Annotated in this window: 17 protein-coding genes and 1 pseudogene; 8 read left to right on the top strand and 10 right to left on the bottom strand. The window is 64.9% G+C overall.

What is annotated here, in order from left to right:
- The first annotated feature begins 29 nt into the window (after nt 1–29).
- The 3 genes from ligD to ku (EKK97_RS05260) all read left to right on the top strand — a co-directional run bounded on the left by ligD (nt 30) and on the right by ku (EKK97_RS05260) (nt 4,790).
- A complete protein-coding gene (gene ligD / locus EKK97_RS05270) occupies nt 30–2,579 on the top strand; it encodes a DNA ligase D (protein WP_159549943.1) in 2,550 nt (849 codons plus the stop codon).
- 236 nt (nt 2,580–2,815) lie between these two features.
- Entirely contained in the window at nt 2,816–3,592 is a 777-nt protein-coding gene (ku, locus tag EKK97_RS05265; protein ID WP_159549940.1) for a non-homologous end joining protein Ku, read from the top strand.
- Between the two features lie 16 nt (nt 3,593–3,608).
- Entirely contained in the window at nt 3,609–4,790 is a 1,182-nt protein-coding gene (gene ku, locus EKK97_RS05260) for a non-homologous end joining protein Ku (RefSeq protein ID WP_234286626.1), read from the top strand.
- A gap of 80 nt (nt 4,791–4,870) precedes the next feature.
- On the opposite strand, the gene acs is transcribed toward ku (EKK97_RS05260), so the two are convergent.
- Together acs and EKK97_RS05250 are read right to left on the bottom strand one after the other, a co-directional pair.
- On the bottom strand, nt 4,871–6,817 hold the full coding sequence (gene acs / locus EKK97_RS05255) for an acetate--CoA ligase (protein ID WP_159549934.1): 1,947 nt from the start codon (nt 6,815–6,817) through the stop codon (nt 4,871–4,873).
- Between the two features lie 151 nt (nt 6,818–6,968).
- Nucleotides 6,969–7,538, bottom strand: coding sequence for a SprT family zinc-dependent metalloprotease (locus EKK97_RS05250; protein ID WP_159549931.1), 570 nt, complete (start codon nt 7,536–7,538; stop codon nt 6,969–6,971).
- Nucleotides 7,539–7,622: 84 nt separating this feature from the next.
- On the opposite strand from EKK97_RS05250, the gene EKK97_RS05245 reads away from it, so the two are divergent.
- Nucleotides 7,623–8,267, top strand: a complete 645-nt coding sequence (locus tag EKK97_RS05245; RefSeq protein WP_159549928.1) for a YecA/YgfB family protein — start codon at nt 7,623–7,625, stop codon at nt 8,265–8,267.
- Between the two features lie 48 nt (nt 8,268–8,315).
- On the opposite strand, the gene EKK97_RS05240 is transcribed toward EKK97_RS05245, so the two are convergent.
- A complete protein-coding gene (locus tag EKK97_RS05240; RefSeq protein ID WP_159549925.1) occupies nt 8,316–9,437 on the bottom strand; it encodes a phospholipase D-like domain-containing protein in 1,122 nt (373 codons plus the stop codon).
- A gap of 118 nt (nt 9,438–9,555) precedes the next feature.
- Between EKK97_RS05240 and EKK97_RS24280 the strand changes: the two genes are divergently transcribed.
- Both EKK97_RS24280 and EKK97_RS24275 read left to right on the top strand, forming a co-directional pair.
- Nucleotides 9,556–10,773 carry a 1-acyl-sn-glycerol-3-phosphate acyltransferase gene (locus tag EKK97_RS24280; protein ID WP_236551379.1) on the top strand — a complete coding sequence of 406 codons (1,218 nt, stop codon included), beginning with the start codon at nt 9,556–9,558 and terminating at the stop codon, nt 10,771–10,773.
- Nucleotides 10,770–11,996: a lysophospholipid acyltransferase family protein gene (locus tag EKK97_RS24275; RefSeq protein WP_236551378.1), complete on the top strand. Its 1,227-nt coding sequence runs from the start codon at nt 10,770–10,772 to the stop codon at nt 11,994–11,996. The genes EKK97_RS24280 and EKK97_RS24275 overlap by 4 nt, the downstream gene beginning before the upstream one ends.
- A 60-nt stretch (nt 11,997–12,056) precedes the next feature.
- On the opposite strand, the gene EKK97_RS05230 is transcribed toward EKK97_RS24275, so the two are convergent.
- The 6 genes and pseudogenes from EKK97_RS05230 to ampD all read right to left on the bottom strand — a co-directional run bounded on the left by EKK97_RS05230 (nt 12,057) and on the right by ampD (nt 20,144).
- The gene (locus tag EKK97_RS05230; protein ID WP_159549922.1) at nt 12,057–12,776 is read right to left on the bottom strand and encodes a class I SAM-dependent methyltransferase; all 720 of its coding nucleotides are present in this window, start codon (nt 12,774–12,776) and stop codon (nt 12,057–12,059) included.
- A pseudogene (gene tsaB, locus EKK97_RS05225) lies at nt 12,773–13,473 on the bottom strand (tRNA (adenosine(37)-N6)-threonylcarbamoyltransferase complex dimerization subunit type 1 TsaB). The gene EKK97_RS05230 and the pseudogene tsaB overlap by 4 nt, the downstream one beginning before the upstream one ends.
- A gap of 138 nt (nt 13,474–13,611) precedes the next feature.
- The gene (adk, locus tag EKK97_RS05220; RefSeq protein WP_159549919.1) at nt 13,612–14,268 is read right to left on the bottom strand and encodes an adenylate kinase; all 657 of its coding nucleotides are present in this window, start codon (nt 14,266–14,268) and stop codon (nt 13,612–13,614) included.
- A 239-nt stretch (nt 14,269–14,507) separates the two neighbouring features.
- Complete coding sequence (gene aceF, locus EKK97_RS05215; RefSeq protein ID WP_159549916.1) at nt 14,508–16,514, bottom strand: pyruvate dehydrogenase complex dihydrolipoyllysine-residue acetyltransferase; 2,007 nt, start codon at nt 16,512–16,514, stop codon at nt 14,508–14,510.
- Between the two features lie 61 nt (nt 16,515–16,575).
- Nucleotides 16,576–19,248, bottom strand: a complete 2,673-nt coding sequence (gene aceE, locus EKK97_RS05210; RefSeq protein WP_159549913.1) for a pyruvate dehydrogenase (acetyl-transferring), homodimeric type — start codon at nt 19,246–19,248, stop codon at nt 16,576–16,578.
- Between the two features lie 335 nt (nt 19,249–19,583).
- A complete protein-coding gene (gene ampD / locus EKK97_RS05205) occupies nt 19,584–20,144 on the bottom strand; it encodes a 1,6-anhydro-N-acetylmuramyl-L-alanine amidase AmpD (protein ID WP_159549910.1) in 561 nt (186 codons plus the stop codon).
- Between the two features lie 77 nt (nt 20,145–20,221).
- On the opposite strand from ampD, the gene nadC reads away from it, so the two are divergent.
- Complete coding sequence (gene nadC / locus EKK97_RS05200; protein ID WP_234286659.1) at nt 20,222–21,076, top strand: carboxylating nicotinate-nucleotide diphosphorylase; 855 nt, start codon at nt 20,222–20,224, stop codon at nt 21,074–21,076.
- A gap of 21 nt (nt 21,077–21,097) precedes the next feature.
- Here nadC and EKK97_RS05195 read toward each other — a convergent pair whose 3' ends face one another.
- The gene (locus EKK97_RS05195; protein WP_159549907.1) at nt 21,098–21,634 is read right to left on the bottom strand and encodes a GNAT family N-acetyltransferase; all 537 of its coding nucleotides are present in this window, start codon (nt 21,632–21,634) and stop codon (nt 21,098–21,100) included.
- A gap of 88 nt (nt 21,635–21,722) precedes the next feature.
- On the opposite strand from EKK97_RS05195, the gene tsaA reads away from it, so the two are divergent.
- A complete protein-coding gene (gene tsaA / locus EKK97_RS05190; RefSeq protein WP_159549904.1) occupies nt 21,723–22,448 on the top strand; it encodes a tRNA (N6-threonylcarbamoyladenosine(37)-N6)-methyltransferase TrmO in 726 nt (241 codons plus the stop codon).
- Nucleotides 22,449–22,470 lie beyond the last annotated feature (22 nt).

Raw genomic sequence — 22,470 nt, 5'->3', positions numbered from 1 at the left:
CTGGGAGTCAGCGGCCAAGGATGGAGCCGATGGAACGACTCGAGGAGTACCGTCGCAAGCGCGACTTCACGCGAACGCGCGAGCCCGCCGGAGAAAAGCAGGGTAAGACCACACCGGGTCATCTCTACGTGATGCACAAGCATGCGGCGAGCCATGACCATTTCGACCTGCGCCTGGAGCAGGATGGCGTGCTCAGGAGCTGGGCGCTACCCAAAGGACCGAGCCTCGAGCCCGGCGAGAAGCGTCTGGCCGTAGAGGTGGAAGACCATCCGCTGGAGTATGGTGAGTTCGAGGGCGTGATTCCCGAGAAAGCCTATGGCGGCGGCACCGTCATGCTGTGGGATCGCGGCACCTGGAAACTCAAGGGTAAACCCAAGCCGGATCGAATCGACATCGAACTCGACGGCGAACGGCTAAAGGGCAGTTGGACCCTGACCCGCATGAGCGGCAAGCGCCAGGACAAGCACGGGCGCAACTGGCTGCTGATCAAGCGCCACGACGACAAGTCGCGCATGGAGGATTCGCTCACGGTCGAACTCGACGCGAGCATTGCCAGCGGCCGCAGCATGCAGGAGATCGCCGAGGATCGCGATGCCACCTGGACCTCCAGTGCCAATGGCGAGGCCCCTCCCTCCCCACCCGACCCCAGCGTTCTGACAGGCGCCCGACGTGCGAAGCTGCCGCGCGAAGCGACGCCGCAGCTTGCCACCCTGGCACGCGAGGTGCCGGCCCAAGGCAAATGGGTCCACGAGATCAAGCTCGACGGCTATCGCCTGTTGGCCCGCATCGAAAAGGGCGATGTGCGCCTGATCACCCGCAACGGCAAGGACTGGACCCACCGCTTTCCCGAGATCGTCCGGGCGCTCGAGCCGCTGCCGGTGGACTCGGCACTGCTCGACGGCGAGGTGGTGGCCATGGGCAGCGACGGCATCACTCGCTTCGGCCAGTTGCAAGAGGCGCTCTCCAGCGGCCGCACCGCCGCTCTCGTCTACCAGATCTTCGACCTGCCCTACCTGGCCGGGTATGCCCTGGCCAGCGTGCCGCTACTCCAGCGCAAGCGCACCCTCGAGGCACTGCTCGGCGCTGCCGACATGCGAACCGGCACGATTCGCTACTCCGACCATATCGAGACTCACGGCAGCGCCTTCCATGAGCGCGCCTGCCAGATGGGACTGGAAGGCATCATCAGCAAGCGTGCCGACAGTCGCTACCAGCAGAAGCGCAGCCGTGATTGGCTCAAGGTCAAGTGCGTCAGCCACGAGGAGTTCGTGATCGGCGGCTATACCGACCCCAGCGGCTCACGTAGCGGTTTCGGTTCGCTGCTGATGGGCGCCTACGGCAAGCAGGGGCTGGTCTATGCCGGGCGCGTAGGCACCGGCTTCAGCAACCGTCTACTGGAGCGACTCAGCGCTACCCTGCAGGAACTCGAGATTTCCCGCTCCCCCTTCCATGGCAGCGTGCCGGATAGCCGCTCGGTGCACTGGGTACGTCCCGAACTGGTGATCGAAGTGGAGTTCACCGAACGCACCCGCGACGGCCGCCTGCGCCACCCGGCCTTTCGCGGCCTGCGCGAGGATCGCAACCCGGAGGAGATCCGCATGACCCCGACCAAAGAGATGGCCGCCGAAGGCACGCCGGAACAGGAAGCCAAGCCGGGCAAGTCAGCCGCACGCAAGCGCAAGGACGAAACCTCGCTGCTTGGCGTGCGCCTCACCCACCCCGACCGCGTGCTATTTCCCGAGCAGGGCCTGACCAAGCTCGACCTGGCGCGCTTCTACGAGCAAATTCAGGAGTGGGTGCTGCCTCACCTGGCCCGCCGGCCACTGTCGCTGGTGCGCTGCCCCCAGGGACGCAACGACGAATGTTTCTTCCAGAAGCACCCGCGCAGCGCCATTCCCGACAGCGTGCCGCGCATCGACGTGCCGGAGAAGAAAGGCAGCGCCGAGTACGTCTACGTCGAAACGGCCGCCGACCTGATCGGCCTGGTGCAGGCAGGTGCGCTGGAGATCCACCCCTGGGGCAGCCGCATTGATCATCTCGAACAGCCTGACAGCCTGGTGTTCGACCTCGACCCCGACCAAGGCATCGCCTGGAAGGAGATTCTGCGTGTTGCCGGCACCTTGCGCGAGCGCCTCGAGTCACTGGGACTCACGCCGTTCCTGCGCACCACCGGCGGCAAGGGGTTGCACCTGGTGGTGCCGCTCGAGCCCAGCGCCGAGTGGGAGCAGGCCAAGGCCTTCGCCAAGGGAGTGGCCGAAGCGCATGCCAAGGACGACCCGAAGCGCCTGACCACCAACATGTCCAAGGCCAAGCGCGAAGGGCGAATCTTCCTCGACTACCTGCGTAACGGACGTGGCGCCACGGCGGTGGCCTCCTACACGGTACGCGCGCGCGAGAACGCCCCGGTGGCGGTGCCGATTCGCTGGGACGAGCTCAACGCCGCACTGCGCGCCGACCGCTACAACGTGCAGAACCTGCGCCGCCGTCTCTCCGCCCTGCGCGAGGATCCCTGGGCGGGTTTCGACGAGGCGGCACGCCCGCTGGATGCCCAGTTGCTCAAGATCATGGGCGTGAAATGACAGCGGCCTGAATCATGATCTCGGAGGGAATGACATGAGCGAAGCGCCCTGGTGGATGGAGTCCGGTCCCGAGACCTGTCAGTTCTGCCTGCGCACCTTTCACTACGAGGCGGGCTACCACTGCATCTACTGCGACCGGCCGATCTGTCCGATCTGCGTCGAGACACGCTTCGAGAACCGCGAGACGCTATGCCCGAATGTCATGAAGAAGGCGCAGGCCACGAGGAGGAACGCTGATGCCAGCACGAGCGATGTGGAAAGGCGTGATCCGCTTCGGCGAGGTGGAGGTACCGGTAAAGCTCTACTCCGCGGTGCAGGATCGCAGCGTGCACTTCCGCCTGCTGCACGAAAAGGATCGCTCGCCGGTCAAGCAGGCCATGGTCAACCCCGACACCGACGAGATCGTGCCTCACGCCGAGACCCGCCGCGCCTATCGCACCGACGAGGGCAGCCTGGTGGTGTTCGACAAGCAGGAACTCGAAGCGCTGGAGCCAGACTCGGGTCGCGACATCGAAGTGATCCGCTTCATGCCGCCACAGGTAGTCGATCATCGCTGGTACGACCGGCCCTACTACCTGGGCCCGGATGGCAGCGAGTCGCTCTACTTCGCCCTGGCCGAAGCCCTGGCAAATAGCGGCAAGGAGGGCCTGGCGCGCTGGGTCATGCGCAAGAAGAGCTACGTCGGCGCCCTGCGCTTGCATCGTGGCGTGCCCATGCTGATGTCGTTGCGTCACGAGGAGCAGGTGGTACCGGTAGATGCCCTGGAGCCGCCCAAGGGCAAGGCGCTTGACGCCAGGGAGCTCGACATGGCGCGCCAGCTGATCGGCATGCTGGAGGCGGATTTCGACCCCGAGGAATATCACGACGAATATCGCGAGCGGGTGCTGGAGCTGATCGAGGCCAAGCGGCGCGGCAAGAGCGTCAAGGTCACGCCTATTCGTCGCCGCGAGGCTTCCGATGACCTCTCCAAGGCACTCGAGGCCAGCCTGAAGAAGGAGCGCAAGCGTGCCTAGCCCAAGATCGAAAGCCATGCCCAAGCCCAAGCCGAAGGACAAGCGCAAGACGAAGGAGAAAAAGGCATCGGCCCAGGGCGAGGAGAAGAAGCGCTTCCACACCAGCGGCCCGCGCCCGCTATGGTCGGGCACCATCACCTTCGGCCTGGTCAGCCTGCCGGTCAACCTCTACCCGGCCAACCGCCCCAAGCCGGTGTCGCTGCGCATGGTCGACAACGACGGCACGCCGCTGGCACGGCGCTACTTCTGCGAGAAGGAGGAACGCGTGCTCGACTACGACGAGCTGATCCGCGGCTACGAGGTCGAGAAGAATGAGTTCGTCGTGGTGGAGGACCGTGAACTCGAGTCGCTGGCGCCGGAGAAGTCCCAGGAGATCGACCTCAAGCGCTTCGTCGGCCTCGACGAGATCGACCCGATGTACTTCGAGCGCGCCTACTTCATGACCCCCGACAAGGGCGTGACCAAGGCCTACCGCCTGCTGGCCGAGAGCATGGAGGCCACCGGGCGAGCCGGTATCGCTACCTTCGTCATGCGCGGCAAGGAGTACCTGGTGGCGATCATCGCCGAGAAAGGCATCCTGCGTGCCGAGACACTGCGCTTCGCCGAAGAGCTGCGTACTCCCGATGACATTCCCCTGCCCGAGCCTTCCAAGGCCGACAAGAACAGGGTGAAGGCGATGCAGCAGGCCATCGATGCACTGGTCGAGGAGGACCTCGAACGCGAGGCGCTGCAGGACCAGCAGAGTCAGCGCATCATCGCCCGCGCCCAGGAGAAACTGGCTCACGGCGAGGATGTGATCGCTCTGGGCGAGGAAGACGAACCCGAGGTCGAGCCGGAACAGGGCGGTGAAGTGATCGACCTGATGCAGGTACTCAAGCAGAGCTTGGCCGAAGGCCGCCCGCCCGGCCAGGAGGCGCGCGACGACGCCGGCAAGAGCCAACCGGATAAGCGCGGCAAGCCGGCGGCCAAGCGTAGCGAGACAAAGAAGCGCCCATCAGGCCAGCGCGGCACGGGCAAGAAGGCAGCCGGTCAGGGCGACGGCAAGGCCGCACCACGTGGCAAGCGCAGCGCTAAGCTGGCCGAATTGGAAAATCTCTCCCGCGACGAGCTCTACGAACGCGCCCAGCAGCTCGACCTACCCGGCCGCAGCCGCATGAGCAAGGCCGAGCTGGCCAAGGCCATCGCCAGCGTACGCTGAGACGAAAAAGCCGGCCCGAAGGCCGGCGAGGTTCGATCTTTCGGTTGGCTGTTCCTGCCAACCAGGAGGTGCTGGACAAATCAGCGGTTGGCGCGATTCTCGATGAGATCATCCACCACGCTCGGATCGGCCAGGGTGCTGGTGTCGCCCAGACCATCGGTCTCGTTGGCGGCGATCTTGCGCAGGATGCGGCGCATGATCTTGCCCGAGCGTGTCTTGGGCAGACCCGGCGCCCACTGGATGACGTCCGGCGAGGCGATCGGACCGATGTCCTTGCGCACCCACAGGGTCAGCTCCTTCTTGAGTTCGTCGCTGGGCTCGTACCCTTCGGTCAGGGTCACGTAGATGTAGATGCCTTGGCCCTTGATGTCATGCGGGAAGCCCACCACGGCGGCCTCGGCGACGGCCTCGTGGGCCACCAGCGAGGACTCGATCTCGGCGGTGCCCATACGGTGGCCGGAGACGTTGAGCACATCGTCGACGCGACCGGTGATCCAGTAGTAGCCGTCCTCGTCGCGGCGGCAGCCGTCGCCGGTGAAGTAATATCCCTTGTAGGTGGAGAAGTAGGTCTGCACGAAGCGGTCGTGATCGCCCCAGATCGAACGCGCCTGGCCGGGCCAGGAGTCGCTGATCACCAGGTTGCCTTCTACGGCACCCTTCAGCTCATTGCCCTCGCTGTCGAGCAGCGCCGGCTGTACACCGAAGAATGGCAGCGTGGCCGAGCCCGGCTTGAGGTCGATGGCGCCCGGCAGCGGCGCGATCATGATGCCGCCGGTTTCGGTCTGCCACCAGGTATCGACGATCGGACACTTGGAGTTGCCGATTACGCGGTAATACCACTCCCACGCCTCGGGGTTGATCGGCTCTCCGACCGAGCCCATCACGCGCAGCGTGTCGCGCTTGCTCGAATCCATCACGCCGTCGCCATGCGCCATCAGCGCACGAATGGCAGTCGGTGCGGTGTAGAGGATGTTGACCTTGTGCTTGTCGACGATCTCGCCCATGCGGCCGTGGGTTGGATAACTCGGCACGCCCTCGAACATCAGGGTAATGGCGCCGTTGGCCAGCGGGCCGTAGACGATGTAGCTATGGCCGGTGACCCAGCCCACATCGGCGGTACACCAATAGACCTCCCCATCCTGGTAGTCGAAGATGTACTGGTGGGTCAGGCTGGCATAGACCAGGTAGCCGCCGGTAGTGTGCTTGAGCCCCTTGGGAGCACCGGTAGAGCCGGAGGTGTAGAGGATGAACAGCGGATCCTCGGCGTTCATCTCCTCGGCCGGGCAGTCGGTCGCCTGCTTGTCGACCAGATCGTGGTACCAGAGGTCGCGGCCTTCCTTCCACTCGATCTCGCCACCGGTGCGCTTGACCACCAGCACGTTCTCGCAAACCTCGGTACCCTTGCGGGTCAGGGCGGCGTCGACGTTGTCCTTGAGCGGCACTTGCTTGCCACCGCGCACCGACTCGTCGGCGGTGATCACCAACTTCGAGTCGGCGCCGATGATGCGCTGGGCCAGAGCATCGGGAGAGAAGCCACCGAAGACCACCGAGTGCACGGCACCGATGCGGGCGCAGGCCAGCATGGCCACGGCCGCTTCGGGAATCATCGGCATGTAGAGAGTGACCACGTCGCCCTTGCGAACGCCAAGTTCCTTGAGCGCGTTGGCCAACTGGCAGGTCTTGGCATGCAGCTCGCGGTAGCTGACGTGCTTGGAGTCCTTGGGATCGTCGCCTTCCCAGATGATCGCTGTCTGGTCGCCACGTGTCTCCAGGTGCCTGTCGAGGCAGCTCACGCTGGCGTTCAGGGTGCCGTCCTCGAACCAGCGAATGTCGACGTCGTGCGGGTCGTAGGAGGTATGCTTGATCTTCGTCGGCGCCTTGAACCATTCGATGCGCTTGGCCTGTTCGGCCCAGAAGCCCTCAGGGTCGTCGACGGACTGCTTGTACAGGGCCTGATACTTCTCACGATCGATCCAGGCGTTGGCGGCGATGTCGTCGCGTACCGGATAGACTTTCTGATCGGTCATTGGCTAGCCTCTTCCAGGAGATGCACCCTCTCGGTGGATGTTACCGGCTGCCTTGTTATGGATTGCGCCGGCATCAGATTCGCCCTTCAGCATATACCGTCGAAGCGGGCCTAACTCTTAGACCTTGGTATCACGATTTTTTCTTTATGAATCATACATTTGTAGTAACTTTTCCATGCTCTACAAAGGGCTGATAGACCAAGGTCTGAGCACACGACAAACAGCGGTAGCGGCGTCCATTGCGCGCCAGCGAGTGACGACGTGAAGTGAAGAAGTGCTCCTGGCAGCCACAATGATAGCGATAAGGCGTGGGGCTCGCGCGTTCGACATCGAAGCGATGGGTCACTCGCGGCTCGAGCCCAAACAGCCGTTCCATCACGGTGCGCCACTCGCGCCCGTGGGGCCTAGCCCGGTGTCCGTCGCTCAAGTGCCGCACCAGCCAGTGGGCCATTTCGTGCGGTACCACCTCGGTGAGAAAGGCCTGGCGATTCTCGCGATACAGCACTCGGTTGAAGCGCAGCCCACCACGGCCGTAGTGGGCCTGGCCGGCGCATTTGCCGCGCAGGTCGCACCAGACCTTGGGCCGGGGTAGCTCGGGATGGTAATGGCGGCACAGCTGCCAGGCAGCCTCCACCCTGTCCAACAGGGCTTGGTGAAGCGCAGCCTCGTCGAGGCTTGCCAGCCACTCAGGGCAAGGTTCGGGGAGCACGGGTCGTTTCATGGGTGCTAAAATGACGTCCCGCCACGCCGCTGTCCAGCCCAGCGCGGCCACGATTCGCCTTCACGATGCCATGCGAGAGGCCCGATGTCCGATACGCCCCTGCCCCACCCTCTGCTCGAGGACGAAGAACTCGAGCGCCTCGACGATTTCCTCGACTCCGAACGCGTCGATCCCGATGCCCTGGACCTGATCTCGGCCCATGGCTTCCTCGTCGCCCTGGCCGTGGCGCCGCGTGAAGTGGAGCCCGCCGCCTGGGTGGCCGAACTGTTCCACGGCGAGCCGGCCTTTGCCGACGATAGCGAACGCAGCGAGATCCTCGGATTGCTGGAGAAGCTGCGCGGCAACGCCATCGACACCCTGGAACAGGGCGGCCTGCCCGAATTGCCCTTCGAACTCACCCTGGACGGCACGGCCCCGGAGGAGACGCCCATCGGCGACTGGTGCGCCGGCTTCATGGAAGGCGTCTTCCTCGATGAAGCCGCCTGGTTCGAGCAGGATGAAGAGACGGTCGCCACCCTACTGCTACCGTTCATGGCGCTTTCCGGCCTGTTCGACGACGAGCCGGACATGGCCGACATGACCGCGGACACTGCACGCCTGGAGTCGCTGGCCGGTCAGTTGCCCGACCTGGTACTGGATCTCTACCTGCACTACCGCGTACCGCCGGAGACGCCCAAGCCCATGCCGCGCAAGAAGAAGCCCGCCGGGCGCGGCAAGGGCAAGCGGTAAGCGCTTCGGGCTGCAGCTTAGCTTGTACTTGTGACTTGTGGCTCGTGGCTAGCGCAGCCGCGTCAACCAGGCGTCGAAGCTGCCGAATAACCATTCCTTGAAGCGCTGCCAGCGCGGCCGCTGCACCCAGGCCTGGTGGGTGATCTCGCGGCTGGCGGCGAAATTGCGCTCGAACAGAGCCGCTACCTCATTGGCGAAGCGGGCATCGTCCACTTCCTGGTTGGCCTCCAGGTTCCAATGCAGGCTCCAATGATCGAAATTGCACGACCCCAGGCTCGACCACTGGTCGACCAATGAGAACTTGGCGTGGATGAAGGCCGGCTGGAACTCGAAGATCCGCACGCCGGCACGCAGCAGGCGCCGGTAGAAGCGTTGACCGGCATAGCGTACCCAGGGGTGGTCATGGTCGTGGCCGGGCAGCAGCAGGCGCACGTCGACCCCACGGCGGGCGGCCCGCGCCAGCCGCATGCGCAGGCTGAAGGTGGGCACGAAATAAGGCGTGCACAGCCAGATGCGGCGCTGGGCTGACGACACCCGCCCATAAAGCGAGTGACGAATTGCCTGGTAGCGATAGCCTTGGCCCCATACCACCCGGCCACGCATGCCGCGGCCATTCTCCTGCGGGTTGAGTTCGAGCTGCAGGTGTCGAACCAGAGCCGCCGACCCCGAGCCACGCGTCAGCGTCGAATCCCACAATCGCGAGAACAGCCGTACCCAGTCGGCAACCACCGGCCCTTCGATGCGCACCGCGACCTCGTACCAGGCGTCGAGGAATTCGTCGACCACGCCGAAACCGCCAGTGAAGGCAATACGGCCGTCGATCACCATCAGTTTGCGGTGATCCCTGGTCAGGTTGCGGGTCAGTGAACGCCACCCCAGCGGATTGAACAGCCTCAGCGCCACGCCAGCCTCCTCCAGGCGTCGACGGTCCTCACTGCCAAGCCCCATGGCCCCGTAGGCATCCAGCATCAAGGCAACCGTGACGCCTCGCCCCGCCGCACGGCACAGCGCATCGATCAATGCCGTCGCCAGCCGGCCCGACTGCATCAGGTAGAGTTCGATAAGGATCGAGTGGCGTGCTTCCTTGATGGCAGCGGACATCACCGGCAGAAAGCACGAAGCCTCCGCCAGCAGTTCGAACCGATTGCCGTCTCGCCACACGCCATGCATGGCATGCTCCCGTTCGCTAATCCATGTGGTTGATGCACATTTTCTCAATCAGGAAAGCACCTGACCCAGCTAGACGCCATCGCTATACTGGCCCCTGGTTCGACCTCGAGGCAATCGGATGGCCCTGGCCCAGACACTGCTCACACTACTTCATGCCCCGCTAAAAGGGATAATCAAGGCTTGGGTCGAGACCCGGCTCATCGAGCCCGATCCCAGCGACCTGGGTATCGATCCTGGGTTGCCCACGCTCTACGTGCTACCTCACCCAGCACTCTCCGACGCCCTGCTGCTCGATGTGCTGTGCAAACGCCATGGGCTGCCCCCAGCGCGTGGAAGCATCGACCTCGATGGTATCGAACTGCCGGCCAGCGTCGCACTCCCTACCAGGCAGCGCCGGCTATGGCGGCGGACGCGTGCGCTCGAGGCTCCCTTTCGCCAGGCGCTGGAACACCTGGCCACCCATCCCCAGGCCGATATCCAACTCATCCCGGTAAGCGTGTTCTGGGGACGCGCTCCCGGCAAGCGCTTCGGCTTCTGGCGCCTGTTGGCCGCCGACAGTTGGCAATTGACCGGGCGGTTGCGCCGGGCGCTATCGGTGCTGGTCAACGGCAAGAGTGTCGAAGTCCACTTCGGCGCCCCGCTACGCCTGCGCGACCTGCTCGACAAGCGTGGCCCCGCCGTGGCCAACCGCAAGAGTGCCCGACTGCTGCGTATCCACTTCCGGCGTATGCGTACGCGCGTGCTCGGCCCCGATCTTTCCCACCGCCGCACCCTGATCGAGGGCGTGGCGGCCAGCCCCGAAGTGCGCCGGGTGATCGGCGAGCTGGCGCCAGCCGAAAAGCGCTCGCCAGAGCGTTTGCAGCGGCGTGCATTGCGCTACGGGCGCGAAATCGCCTCGAACATGACCTACCCGGTGCTGCGCTTCATGGACGGCCTGCTGCGCCGGCTGTGGAACCGGTTGTACGACGGCGTCGAGGTGCGTGGCCTCGAACGAGTCAAGGCACTGGCCGGCGACCATACGCTGGTCTACGTACCCTGCCATCGCAGCCATATCGACTACCTGCTGCTCTCCTACGTGCTTTATCGCGACGGCCTGATGCCGCCGCACATTGCCGCCGGACGCAACCTCGACATGCCGCTGATCGGTCCGTTGCTGCGCCGCGGCGGTGCGTTCTTCATGCGCCGTAGCTTCCGCGACAAGCCGCTCTATGCGGCAGTCTTCAACGAGTACCTGCACCGGCTACTGGAGCGCGGCCATCCGCTGGAGTATTTCATCGAAGGCGGACGCTCACGCAGCGGACGCATGCTCGCCCCCGCCCCGGCATGCTGTCGATGACGCTACGTTCGTTTTACCGCAGCGCCGGCAGCGGTAACCCGACCCGGCTGGCTTTCATCCCGGTCTACATCGGTTACGAACGTATCATCGAGAACGCCAGCTATCAGCGCGAAATGCGCGGCGGCAAGAAACGCAAGGAGACGCCTTGGGCGCTGCTGCGGGTCGTCGGTCAGTTGCGTCAGCCCTTCGGCAAGGTCGCCGTCAACGTTGGCGAGCCGCTGCTTCTGGGCCCTTATCTCGATGCCGGCACGCCAGGCTGGCGCGACGACATCTCCCAGGCGAAACCGGCCTGGCTTAGCCAGGCCGTGCCCCGAATCGGCGACGAGCTGTCCCGGCGAATCAATGCTGCCGCAGCGCTCAACCCGGTCAACCTGGTGGCACTGGTCCTGCTGGCCACGCCCCACCACGCGATCGAGGCCAGCCTGATGTCGCGCCAGTTGGCGCTGCTGGCGGCACTGCAACGCCACTGTCCGGGAGGCGAGCACACCAGCCTGCCCCAGGGCGAACCCGAGCAATGGATCGATCATGTCGTCGCCCTGGGCATGATCGAGCGCCGGCCGCATCCGCTCGGCGACATTCTCACGGCGACGGCGGAGCAAGCCAGCCTGCTGGTGTGGTATCGCAACAACGTACTGCACCTCTTCGCCCTGGCCGGCCTCGCCGCCTTCGCCTTTCGCCATGCTCCGCGTCACGATCTCGATACGTTGCTGGCCCGACTCGCCCCGCCCTGGCCAATCCTGGCGCGTGAACTGTTCCTCGAACCGAGCGCCCTGTCCCAAGCCCTGCCCAAGATGCTTGACGCGCTATGCGCGGAAGGGTTGCTCGAGCGCCGGGGGAGCGGCTGGCAGCGCGCCGAGGCGCTGGAAGCCGGCGAGCAGCTGCACCTGTTGGGACGCCTGATGCAACCTTCGCTGGAGCGCGGCTACCTGCTGCTGGCCATCCTGCTCGACCAGGCGCCCGGCAAGCTGGGACGCGAAGCCCTGGCCGAGCGCAGCCAGCAACTGGCCGAGCGCCTGGCGCTGCTCTCCGGACGCGACGCACCGGAGTTCTTCGATCGCAAGCTGTTCGCCAGCCTGATCGAGAGCCTGGAAACCGAAGGCTGGATCTGGGAGGAGGACGGGCTGCTGTGGTACGACGAACGGCTGCGCCGCGCCGCGCAGCAGACCGGCGAGTTGTTCGATCCGGCGCTGCGGCATCGATTGCAGCTCGTCAGCCACGGGTAGGTCACATACCCGAGGCTGACCCGGGGGCAAGGCCGATGCACAGATCGAACCAGCACCACGTCAAGTCTTGAGCGAGCGGTGAACGTAGAGGTCGTAGCGGCTGGTCTTGCCTTCGATGACGTGCTGCGGCGCCGGGCCGGCGATGGGCGGCGCCTTGCGCGGACGCTTGACCACCACGCGGTGGGTGGCCACGTCCAGCGCCGCCTCGAGCAGGCGCGGCGCGTCGGCATCGTCGCCAGCGAGTTCGCGGAACAGGCGCATCTCCTTCTTCACCAGCGCCGACTTCTCACGGTGAGGGAACATGGGGTCGAGGTGAATCACCTGGGGCGCCACCGTGCTGGCGGCAACCAGCGCGGCGAGATCGCGGGTGGCATCGCCATGCGCCAAGTGCATGCGGGCGACGATCTCGGCCGTATCGGCATCGCTGGCGGCGCGCGCCAGGCCATCCTCCAATAGGGCATGGATCGCCGCCACGCGTTCGATCAGCAGCACCTCGGCGCCGAGGCTCGCCAGCACGAAGGCATCGCGCCCCAGGCCAGCGGTGGCATCTATCACGCTGGGCGTGATGCCTGAAGCAAGGCCGCAGGCCCGGGCGATGAGCTGGCCGCGGCCACCGCCGAAGCGGCGCCGATGTGCCGCCCGCCCTTCGGCGAAGTCCACCCTTAGCGGTTTGCCGTAGAGGGCCGGATCACCGGCCAGCACCAGGGAGTCACCTTCGCGGCACAACGTCAGCTCGCCGCTTTCTGGCTCAGTGTCTCGCAGCCGGTCGCGACGGTTCATTTGCCCTTCTGCCACGCCACTTGATCGCGCAGATAGATCGGCTGGCTCTCATGGGCGGCAGGGCGAGCACCCTGTGCATAGTCTCGGGCGGCCAGCAAGACCATCTCCTCGGCCGCCGGTTCCGACTCGGCGTCGCGCTGGCCGATGCTCGCCTGCACCTCAGCCGGTATCGCCTCCCACAGCGACCAGCCGGAGCCGATGGCATACCAGCCATCGCCCTCGTCCAGCGGCGGCAGCCGCAGGTGCTCGGGCGGCATCACGGCCTCCGCGAGCAGCGCCTCTGTCGCACCGTCACGACAGCGCCAGGCGGCGACGTAGATCTCGCCCATGCGCGCATCCATGGCGGTGACCACATTCGCGACACCGTGACGACGATGGGCCGCGAGGGCCAGCGCCTCGAGCGTCGATACGCCGAGTAGCGGAAGACCCAAACCATAAGCCAACCCTTGAGCCGTACCGGCAGCGATACGCAACCCGGTGAAGGAGCCGGGGCCGCGCCCGTAGGCGATGCCATCCAGCTCGGCGGCAGTCACGCCAGCCTCGGCCAGGACCTCGTCGATCATCGGCAGCAGCCGGCGAGTATGCTCACGGGGCGTCAGGGCAAAGCGGGAAACGAGTCGCTCCCGGCATCGTCACGCTGGAGCAGGGCGGCGGAACAGGCGCTGGAGGAGGCATCGAGGGCCAGCAGGATCGGCATAGGGAATATCGCGTCAGAGCATGGGCGAACCATTATACGCCGCCGCGCAGCGTGGGACGATGGCCCGTAACGACGATGGCTCATAACGACAGTGGCCCGCCGAGGCGGGCCACTGCAGAAGAGAGCCGTTGGCAAACGTTAGCCGTCCAGCGCCTCGGTTACCTTGCGCGTGATCTCGTCGACGCTGCCGATGCCTTCCACACGATGATAGGCAGGCGCAGCGTCAGGCTCCTCTTGGGCCCACTGCTGGTAGTAGTCGACCAGCGGAGCGGTCTGCTCGTGGTAGACCGCCAGGCGGTTGCGCACGGTGGATTCGCGGTCGTCGTCACGCTGGATCAGCGCCTCGCCGGTGACGTCGTCCTTGCCTTCTTCCTTGGGCGGATTGTATTCGACGTGGTAGACACGACCGGAGCTTGGATGCACCCGGCGTCCCGCCAATCGCTTGACGATTTCCTCATCCGCCACGGCGATCTCGAGTACGTGGTCGATCTTGACCCCGGCCTCCTTCATGGCATCGGCCTGGGGGATGGTGCGCGGGAAACCATCGAACAGGAAGCCGTTCTCGCAGTCGGGTTGTGCGATGCGCTCCTTGACCAGTGAGATGATCAGATCGTCGGACACCAAACCACCGCTGGTCATGATCTCCTTGACCTTCAGGCCCAGCTCGCTGCCCTCCTTGACGGCAGCACGCAGCATGTCGCCGGTGGAAATCTGCGGGATGTTATAGCGTTCGCAGATGAACTGGGCCTGGGTGCCCTTGCCGGCACCCGGGGCGCCCAACAGGATCAAACGCATCTAGCTGCTCCTTGAGAGAGTGGAAATTCTTGTGAGTAAACGGAATGTCATGAACGATAACCGCGGCGGAGGCACCAGACAACCGCACGCTGCCGGACGAGCTCTGCTTGCCTGACCAAAGCCGCTGCATTATCAGCCAATTAAGGCGGGGTTGCACTTTGGTATCCCCACCCGAAAGTGGAGGCCCCAGACACCGACGGCGCCCCGCAGGGCGCCGTCGGTACAGCTTTCGACAATGATTACATCAGCAGGCGTCGGATGTCACTCAGCGCCGCCGCCAGGAAGGCGGTGAAGCGTGCCGCATCGGCACCATTGACGGCCCGGTGATCGTAGGAGAGCGACAGCGGCATCATCAGCCTCGGCTCGAAGTCGGCGCCGTTCCACACCGGTTTCATCTGCGCCTTGGAAACGCCGAGGATGGCGACCTCCGGGGCGTTGACGATCGGCGTGAAGGCGGTGCCGCCGATGGAGCCCAGGCTCGAGATGGTGAAGCAGCCGCCGGTCATCTCCTCGCGCTTGAGCTTCTTCGACTGCGCCTTGCCGGCCAGCTCCACGCTCTCCTTGGCCAAATCGATCAGCGACTTCTTGTCGGCGTCGCGGATCACCGGCACCATCAGCCCGTCGGGCGTATCGACCGCGATACCGATGTGGACGTACTTCTTCCACACGATGGTCTCGCCGTCGCTCTTCAAGCTGACGTTGAACTGCGGGAACTTGCGCAGGGCAAAGGCACACGCCTTGATCAGGAACGGCAGCGGCGTGAGCTTGGCACCCTGGGCTTCGGCTTCGGCCTTCATCGACTTGCGGAAGGCTTCCAGCTCGGTGATGTCGGCCTCGTCGAACTGGGTCACGTGGGGCACGTTGAGCCAGCTGCGGTGCAGGTTGGTGGCGCCCATCTTGAGCAGGCGGCCCATCGGCTTCTCTTCCACTTCACCGAACTGGCTGAAGTCCTGATCCGGCACCGGCGGAATGCCAGCGCCACCAGTCGCCGCCGCCGGTGCGGCGGCCGGCGCCTTGGCCTGCCCCGCCATCACCTGCTTGACGTAGGCGTGCACGTCCTCCTTGAGCACGCGCTCCTTGGGGCCACTCGGCTTGACCAGCCCCAGGTCGACGCCCAGCTCGCGGGCCAGCATGCGCACGGCGGGGCCGGCGTGGACCAGCTTGCCGTCGCGCGGCTTGTGGGCCGCCATCTGGGCCTCGGGGCTCGGCGTGCCGGATGGAGTCGGCTTGGCCTGGGTGGGCGATGCCGGCTTCTCGCTCGGCTCGCTCGGCGCCTTGCTGGCCTTGGGCGTCGCCGCCCGCGGCTTGGCGCCCGCCACCTCGATATAGCCGATCAGGTCGCCTTCGGAGACGGTGTCGCCCTCCTTGACGGTGAGTTCGATCAGCTTGCCCTTGTAGGGGCTCGGCACGTCCATGGAGGCCTTGTCGGACTCCAGGGTAATCAGCGGGTCTTCCTCGTCGACTTCGTCGCCGGCGCTAACGGCGATCTCGATGATCGGCACGTCACTCGAGCCGGAGAGATCGGGAACGCGAATCTCCTTGCGCTCGGGCTCGCCGCTGACCGCCTCTTCCTCGGCCGGGGCCTCGGCCTGTTCGGCGGGCTCGGCCGTGGTCTCGACGGCTTCCGGCTCGGCCACTTCGCCGCCTTCGCCGGCAATTTCCATGGTACCGATCACGTCGCCCTCGGAGACGGTGTCGCCCTCCTTGACGGTGAGGGAAACCAGCTTTCCGGAGTAGGGGCTGGGCACGTCCATGGAGGCCTTGTCCGACTCCAGGGTGATGAGCGTGTCTTCCTCACTGATCTCATCGCCCTCGGCGACCGCCACTTCGATGATCTCGACGTTCTCGGAGCCGCCCAGGTCGGGCACCTTGATCTCGACGGTACGCTTGCCGCCACCAGATGGCTTGGCTGCCGGCTTTTCTTCGGCGGCCTGTGCCTGCTGCCTGGGAGCCTCGGCCTCGGACTTCTCCTCCTTGCCCTGAGAGCCGGCATCGTCTGTGCCGCCGCCTTCCACCTCGAGTTCGACGATGTCGTCACCCTCGGAGACGGTGTCGCCCTCCTTCACCAGCACGCGCACCACCTTGCCGCCCTTGGGTGACGGCACGTCCATGCTGGCCTTGTCCGATTCCAGTGTGATCAGGGTGTCCTCGGGCTGGATGACATCCCCTTCGGATACCGCGATTTCGATGATCTCGACGTCTTCGCTGCCGCCGATATCGGGAACTTTTATGATTTCGCTACTCAAGGTCGCGCTCCTTCCAAATCGTGCCTGGAACAGGCGGGCCCGGGCCCGCCTGGCCACCGGATCAGCTCGTCAGCGGGTTGGGCTTGTTGGGATCGATGCCATACTTCTTGATCGCCTCGGCAACGACCTTGCGATCCAGCTCACCGCGGTCGGCCAACGCCTTGAGCGCCGCCACGGTCACGAAGTAGCGATCGACCTCGAAGAAGTGGCGCAGCTTCTCGCGGGTATCGGAGCGGCCGTAGCCGTCGGTTCCCAATACATGGTAGTCGGTCGGCACCCAGGCACGTACCTGGTCGGCGAACAGACGCATGTAATCGGTGGAGGCGATGACCGGCCCCTTGCGCCCTTCCAGGCAGCGGGTGACATGCGGCTTGACCGGCTCGTCGGCGGCATTGAGGAATGCTTCGCGCTCGAGCAGCAGCGCCTCGCGGCGCAGCTCGTTGAAGCTGGTCACGCTCCACACCTCGGAGCCCACACCCCATTCGTCGGCCAGCATCTTGGCGGCGGCTTCCACCTCACGCAGGATGGTGCCGGAGCCGAGCAGCTGCACGTGGCCCTTGTCGCCCTGTTGCTCGCGCAGCAGGTACATGCCCTTGATGATGTCATCGGCCGGGACGTTCTCGAGCTCGGGGTGCTCGTAGTTCTCGTTCATTACCGTCAGGTAGTAGAAGCAGTTCTCCTTGTCGGCGAACATGCGCTTCAGGCCATCCTGGACGATTACCGCGACCTCATGAGCGTAGGTGGGGTCGTAGCTGCGGCAGTTGGGGATCATCGCCGCCTGCAGGTGGCTGTGGCCATCCTGGTGCTGCAGGCCCTCGCCGTTGAGCGTGGTGCGCCCGGCGGTACCGCCGACCAGGAAGCCGCGTGCCTGCAGGTCGCCGGCGGCCCAGGCCAGGTCGCCGATACGCTGGAAGCCGAACATCGAGTAGTAGATGTAGAACGGCAGCAGCGGCAAGTTGTGGTTGCTGTAGGAGGTGGCCGCGGCGATCCACGCCGACATCGCCCCCGCCTCGGTGATGCCCTCCTCGAGGATCTGGCCCTTCTTGTCCTCGCGGTAGAACATGATCTGGCCCTTGTCGACGGGCTCGTACTTCTGGCCTTCGGAGGTATAGATACCGAGCTGGCGGAACATGCCCTCCATGCCGAAGGTACGCGCCTCGTCGGGCACGATCGGTACGACCTGCTGGCCGATCTTCTTGTCCTTCACCAGGCCGTTGAGGATGCGCACGAAGGCCATGGTAGTGGAGATCTCGCGCCCCTTGGAACCGGCCAGTTGGGTGGCGAAGGTCTTGTCCTCGAGGCTAGGGATCGTCAACGCCTGGAAGTCGCTGCGGCGCTGTGGCAGGTAGCCGCCCAGGCGCTCGCGCTGCAGGTGCATGTACTTGAGCTCGGGCGAGTCGTCGTCCGGCTTGTAGTACGGCACTTCCTTGAGCTGCTCGTCGGTCAGCGGAATGCCGAAGCGGTCACGGAATTTCTTCAGCGCCTCGTATTCCATGGTCTTGACCTGGTGGGCTTCCATGGAAGCCTCGCCCTCGCCGCTACCCATGCCGTAGCCCTTGACGGTGTGCGCCAGGATCACGGTGGGACGGCCGTTGGCGTTGTTCACCGCCTCGTGATAGGCCGCGTAGACCTTGAACGGGTCATGGCCGCCGCGGTTCAGACGCCAGATGTCCTCGTCGGACATGTCCTTGACCATCTCGGCGGTTTCCGGGTACTTGCCGAAGAAGTGCTCGCGGGTGTAGCCGCCGTCGATGGCCTTGTAGTTCTGGTATTCGCCGTCGACCGCCTCGTCCATGCGCTTCTGCAGGATGCCCTTCTTGTCCTTTTCGAACAGCGGATCCCACAGCCGGCCCCAGACCACCTTGAGCACGTTCCAGCCGGCACCGCGGAAGACGCCCTCGAGTTCGTCGATGATGCGGCCGTTGCCGCGCACCGGACCATCCAGGCGCTGCAGGTTGCAGTTGATGACGAAGATCAGGTTGTCGAGCTTCTCGCGGCTGGCCAGGTGAATGGCACCCAGCGATTCCGGCTCGTCGCACTCGCCGTCGCCCATGAAGCACCAGATCTTGCGATCGTGCATGTTCTTCAGCTCACGCGAATCGAGGTACTTCATCACGTGGGCCTGGTAGATCGCCTGGATCGGCCCCAACCCCATGGAAACGGTGGGGAACTGCCAGAAGTCCGGCATCAGCCAGGGGTGCGGATAAGACGAGAGGCCATCGCCGTCGACTTCCTGGCGATACTTGTCCATCTGCGCCTCGGTGAGGCGCCCTTCCAGGTAGGCGCGGGCATACACGCCAGGCGCCACGTGGCCCTGGATGTAGACCAGGTCGCCCTCGAAGTCGCCGTTGGGCGCGCGGAAGAAGTGGTTGAAGCCAACGTCGTAGAGCGTGGCGGCAGACATGAAACTGGCGATGTGTCCGCCCAGGCCCGGGTTGGCGCGGTTGTTGCGGATTACCTGGGCGATGGCGTTGTAGCGGATCAGCGAGCGGATGCGACGCTCCATGAACAGGTCGCCCGGCATCGGCGCTTCACGGTGCACCGGGATGGTGTTGCGATGCGGCGTCGTCACCGAGAAGGGTGCCTGCATGCCGTCGCGGCGCAGCCGATCGGCCAAGCGTGACAGCAGGAACCGGGCGCGTTCCTCGCCCTCACGATCCAGGACCGACTCCAGGGAATCCAGCCATTCCGTGGTTTCGACCGGATCGAAATCTTCTCTTGCCTCCAGACTCATAGACGTCTCTCCGAGTGACAATGTGATGTCAGGTGGCCCCATGCGGCCAGGCGCCGGGGCGGGGTTACACGACTGACGATCAGGGGAATGTCAGGCCGCGACGCGGCTGTTGTAGTCATTTTACAGAAGCGCATACAACGAATGGCGTAGAACATACCGTAAAGTGGCCTTCCTGCCAATCAAACAGGAGTGGAATTTTTTTCCACATTCACAGTATTGCATTGCAACACAAGCTGTTACGCAGCCCTGCCAATAGTTTCACTCGAAAATATCCCGAATGTAATAAAACTACCGTATGATCACTTTTAGCCCTACCCCGACCACCTCCGCATCGATCAACCCAACGTCTTGAGACACTGGCGAAAATAGGCCCAATCGAAGGCCGCGCCGGGATCGGTCTTGCGCAGCGGCGCCACACGCGCGTGGCTGGTGATGCGCGCGAAGTTCATGTCAGGGTAGTTTACCTTGAGAGCCTTGGTGACCATGGCAAGAGCGCGGTACTGGGCGTCGCGATAGGCATGAACCTCGTCACCTTCCAGTTCTATACCCACGGTGAAGTCGTTCAGCGCCCGCCGCGCCCGTCCCCCATCGATCCAACAGGAACGACCGGCATGCCAGGCACGCCGGTCGAAAGACACGAACTGCACGCATTCGCCGTCGCGCCGAATCAACAGGTGAGCGGAAACGCGCAGCTGCGCGATACCGGAAAAGAATGGGTGGGCATCGGCATCGAGTGTATTGGTGAACAGCCGCTCGATGTGCTCGCCGCCGAATTCGCCGGGTGGCAGGCTGATCGAATGCAGCACCACTGCCGAGACCTCACCTTGCGGACGCGCATCCTGATTGGGCGACGGCACGCGTCGGACGCCCTCAAGCCAGCCTTCCTCGATTCTCATCTCGCTCCCCTGACGTCACGGACCTGGATTCCCTATAATGACGGTCCCGACGCTCCATGAACATGAAAAGGCACGCCATGCATTATCAGGACGCCCTTGTCGAAGCGATCCGCGAAGCCGCCGCCCATCTGCTGTCCGAGGATGTCGGCCCAGGTGACATCACTGCGCAGCTGATTCCGGAAACGCAGTGGGCCACGGCCCGGGTCATCACTCGCGAGCCGGCGGTCCTGTGCGGCGTGGCCTGGGTCGAGGAGATCTATCGACGCCTCGACCCCAGCGTGCGTCTGCGCTGGAGCGCCGCCGACGGCGACCACCTGGAAGCCGACCAGTGCTTCCTTGAGCTCGAGGGGCCCGCCAGGATCCTGCTCACTGGCGAACGCGCCGCCCTCAACCTGCTGCAGACGCTCTCCGCCACCGCCACCCGCACTCGGCGCTACGTCGACCTGCTCGACGGTACCGGGGTGCGCCTGCTCGACACCCGCAAGACCCTGCCCGGCCTGCGCCTGGCGCAGAAGTACGCCGTCACCTGCGGCGGCGGTCACAACCACCGCATCGGGCTCTACGACGCTTTCCTGATCAAGGAAAACCACATCGCTGCTTGCGGCAGCATTGCAGCCGCCGTCAAGGAGGCGCGCAGCATCGCCCGCGACCTGCCGGTGGAGGTGGAAGTGGAGAGCTTCGAGGAACTCGATCAGGCGCTGACAGCGGGAGCCGACATCGTCATGCTGGACAACTTCAGCCTCGATGACATGCGTGAAGCGGTGAAGCGCAACGCCGGCCGGGCCACGCTGGAGGCCTCCGGCAACGTCGACGAGACCACCCTGCGCCAGATTGCCGAGACCGGCGTCGACTGCATCTCCAGCGGCGCCCTGACCAAGGACGTCAAGGCGATCGACCTGTCGATGCGTATCACTGAGCTACGCAACACCTGAACGAGCCCCACGCAGGTAGCGTTACGTCTCTATTGCCGAGAGGCGCTTTTCCAGGCGCCTTCGCTCGAGCTTCACTCCGCCACGTGTGACCCACTCGACGCCGAGATCCTGCCAGCCGTGGCGCAGCAGGCTCTCGGCCAGCATGCGGCTGGCATCGAGGGTGGCACGGCCATGACCGTGCTCGAGCAGCAGCCGCTCGGCATGCAGCAGTAGCGTACTGCCGATTCCGCGCCGCGCCAGCGAAGGCCAGACGTAGAGGGTATGGACGTGGGCGCCGGGCACGTCGAGTTCCAGGAAGCCGACGCAACGCCCATCGCAGGTGGCCACCAGCGTCGTGTAGAGCGTTTGGCGCGCCGCCCATACGCTGGCTTCCCGAGGCATCGTGGCGGCCCATGCTTCACGTTCCTCCACGCTGTAGTGAGCGGCCGCGCCCTGCATCACGGCGTGATGGAAGACCTCGGCCTGATCGGCGCCATCGCGGGCTCTGGCCTGGCGGTAGAGAATCCGTGGCGAGCGCGCCGCCGAGTTCGGCGAATCGTTCGTCGTCATCGTTTCCATCGTCTCTGCTCATCTCTCACGTGAACCGTCACGGCAAGCAGAGTACACAAGCTCGCCGCTGCGGCCAATGGCAGGCATAATCCCCGGCATGAGCAACCCGCCTCCCCCCATGGAACGCTATTCGGTGCAGCCCATCGGCTACATCGAGAGCGATTTCCCCGACAAGTTCGGCGTACCGCGCCAGCCCGGACTGGCAAACGCAGCATGCGCCAGCCTTGTCCTCGTCCCGCCCTATGACGACCCACTTGCCGTGCGCGGCCTCGAGGCCTTCAGCCATCTGTGGCTGACCTTCGTCTTTCATCAGAGCCCAGCACGGTGGACGCCCCTGGTGCGCCCACCGCGGCTCGGCGGCAATGCCAAGGTCGGCGTCTTCGCCAGCCGCAGCACCCATCGACCCAACCGCCTGGGACAGTCGCTGGTGCGACTAAGTGCGGTCGATAGCCGCGCGGGGGTACGCCTGGTACTGGCAGGCTGCGATCTGATCAGCGGCACTCCGGTGCTCGACATCAAACCCTACCTGCCCTGGGCAGAAGCGCACCCCGAGGCCCGCGCCGGTTATGCGCCCGAACCGCCTCCGCAGCTGGCGGTGCGCTTCAGCGACGAGGCCGAAGCGGCGCTGGCCGTACGCGAGGACGCCGCCTCGCTGCGCGAACTGATCCGCCAGGTGCTGGCCCAGGATCCGCGCCCGGCCTATCGCAAAGGAGCGGAAGAGAGAATATATGGCGTGCGCCTGCGCGACGTCGACGTGCGCTTTCGCAGCGCTGACGATGACGGCACGCCGGTGATGGAAGTGGTGGAAATCGTTACCGCCTGAAACGACGAAGGGCCCCGCAGGG

It is taken from the genome of Billgrantia tianxiuensis (genome assembly GCF_009834345.1).
Classification (GTDB): domain Bacteria; phylum Pseudomonadota; class Gammaproteobacteria; order Pseudomonadales; family Halomonadaceae; genus Halomonas; species Halomonas tianxiuensis.
Note: the sequence above shows the minus strand (reverse complement) of the source record. Positions and strands in the feature narration are given on the sequence as shown.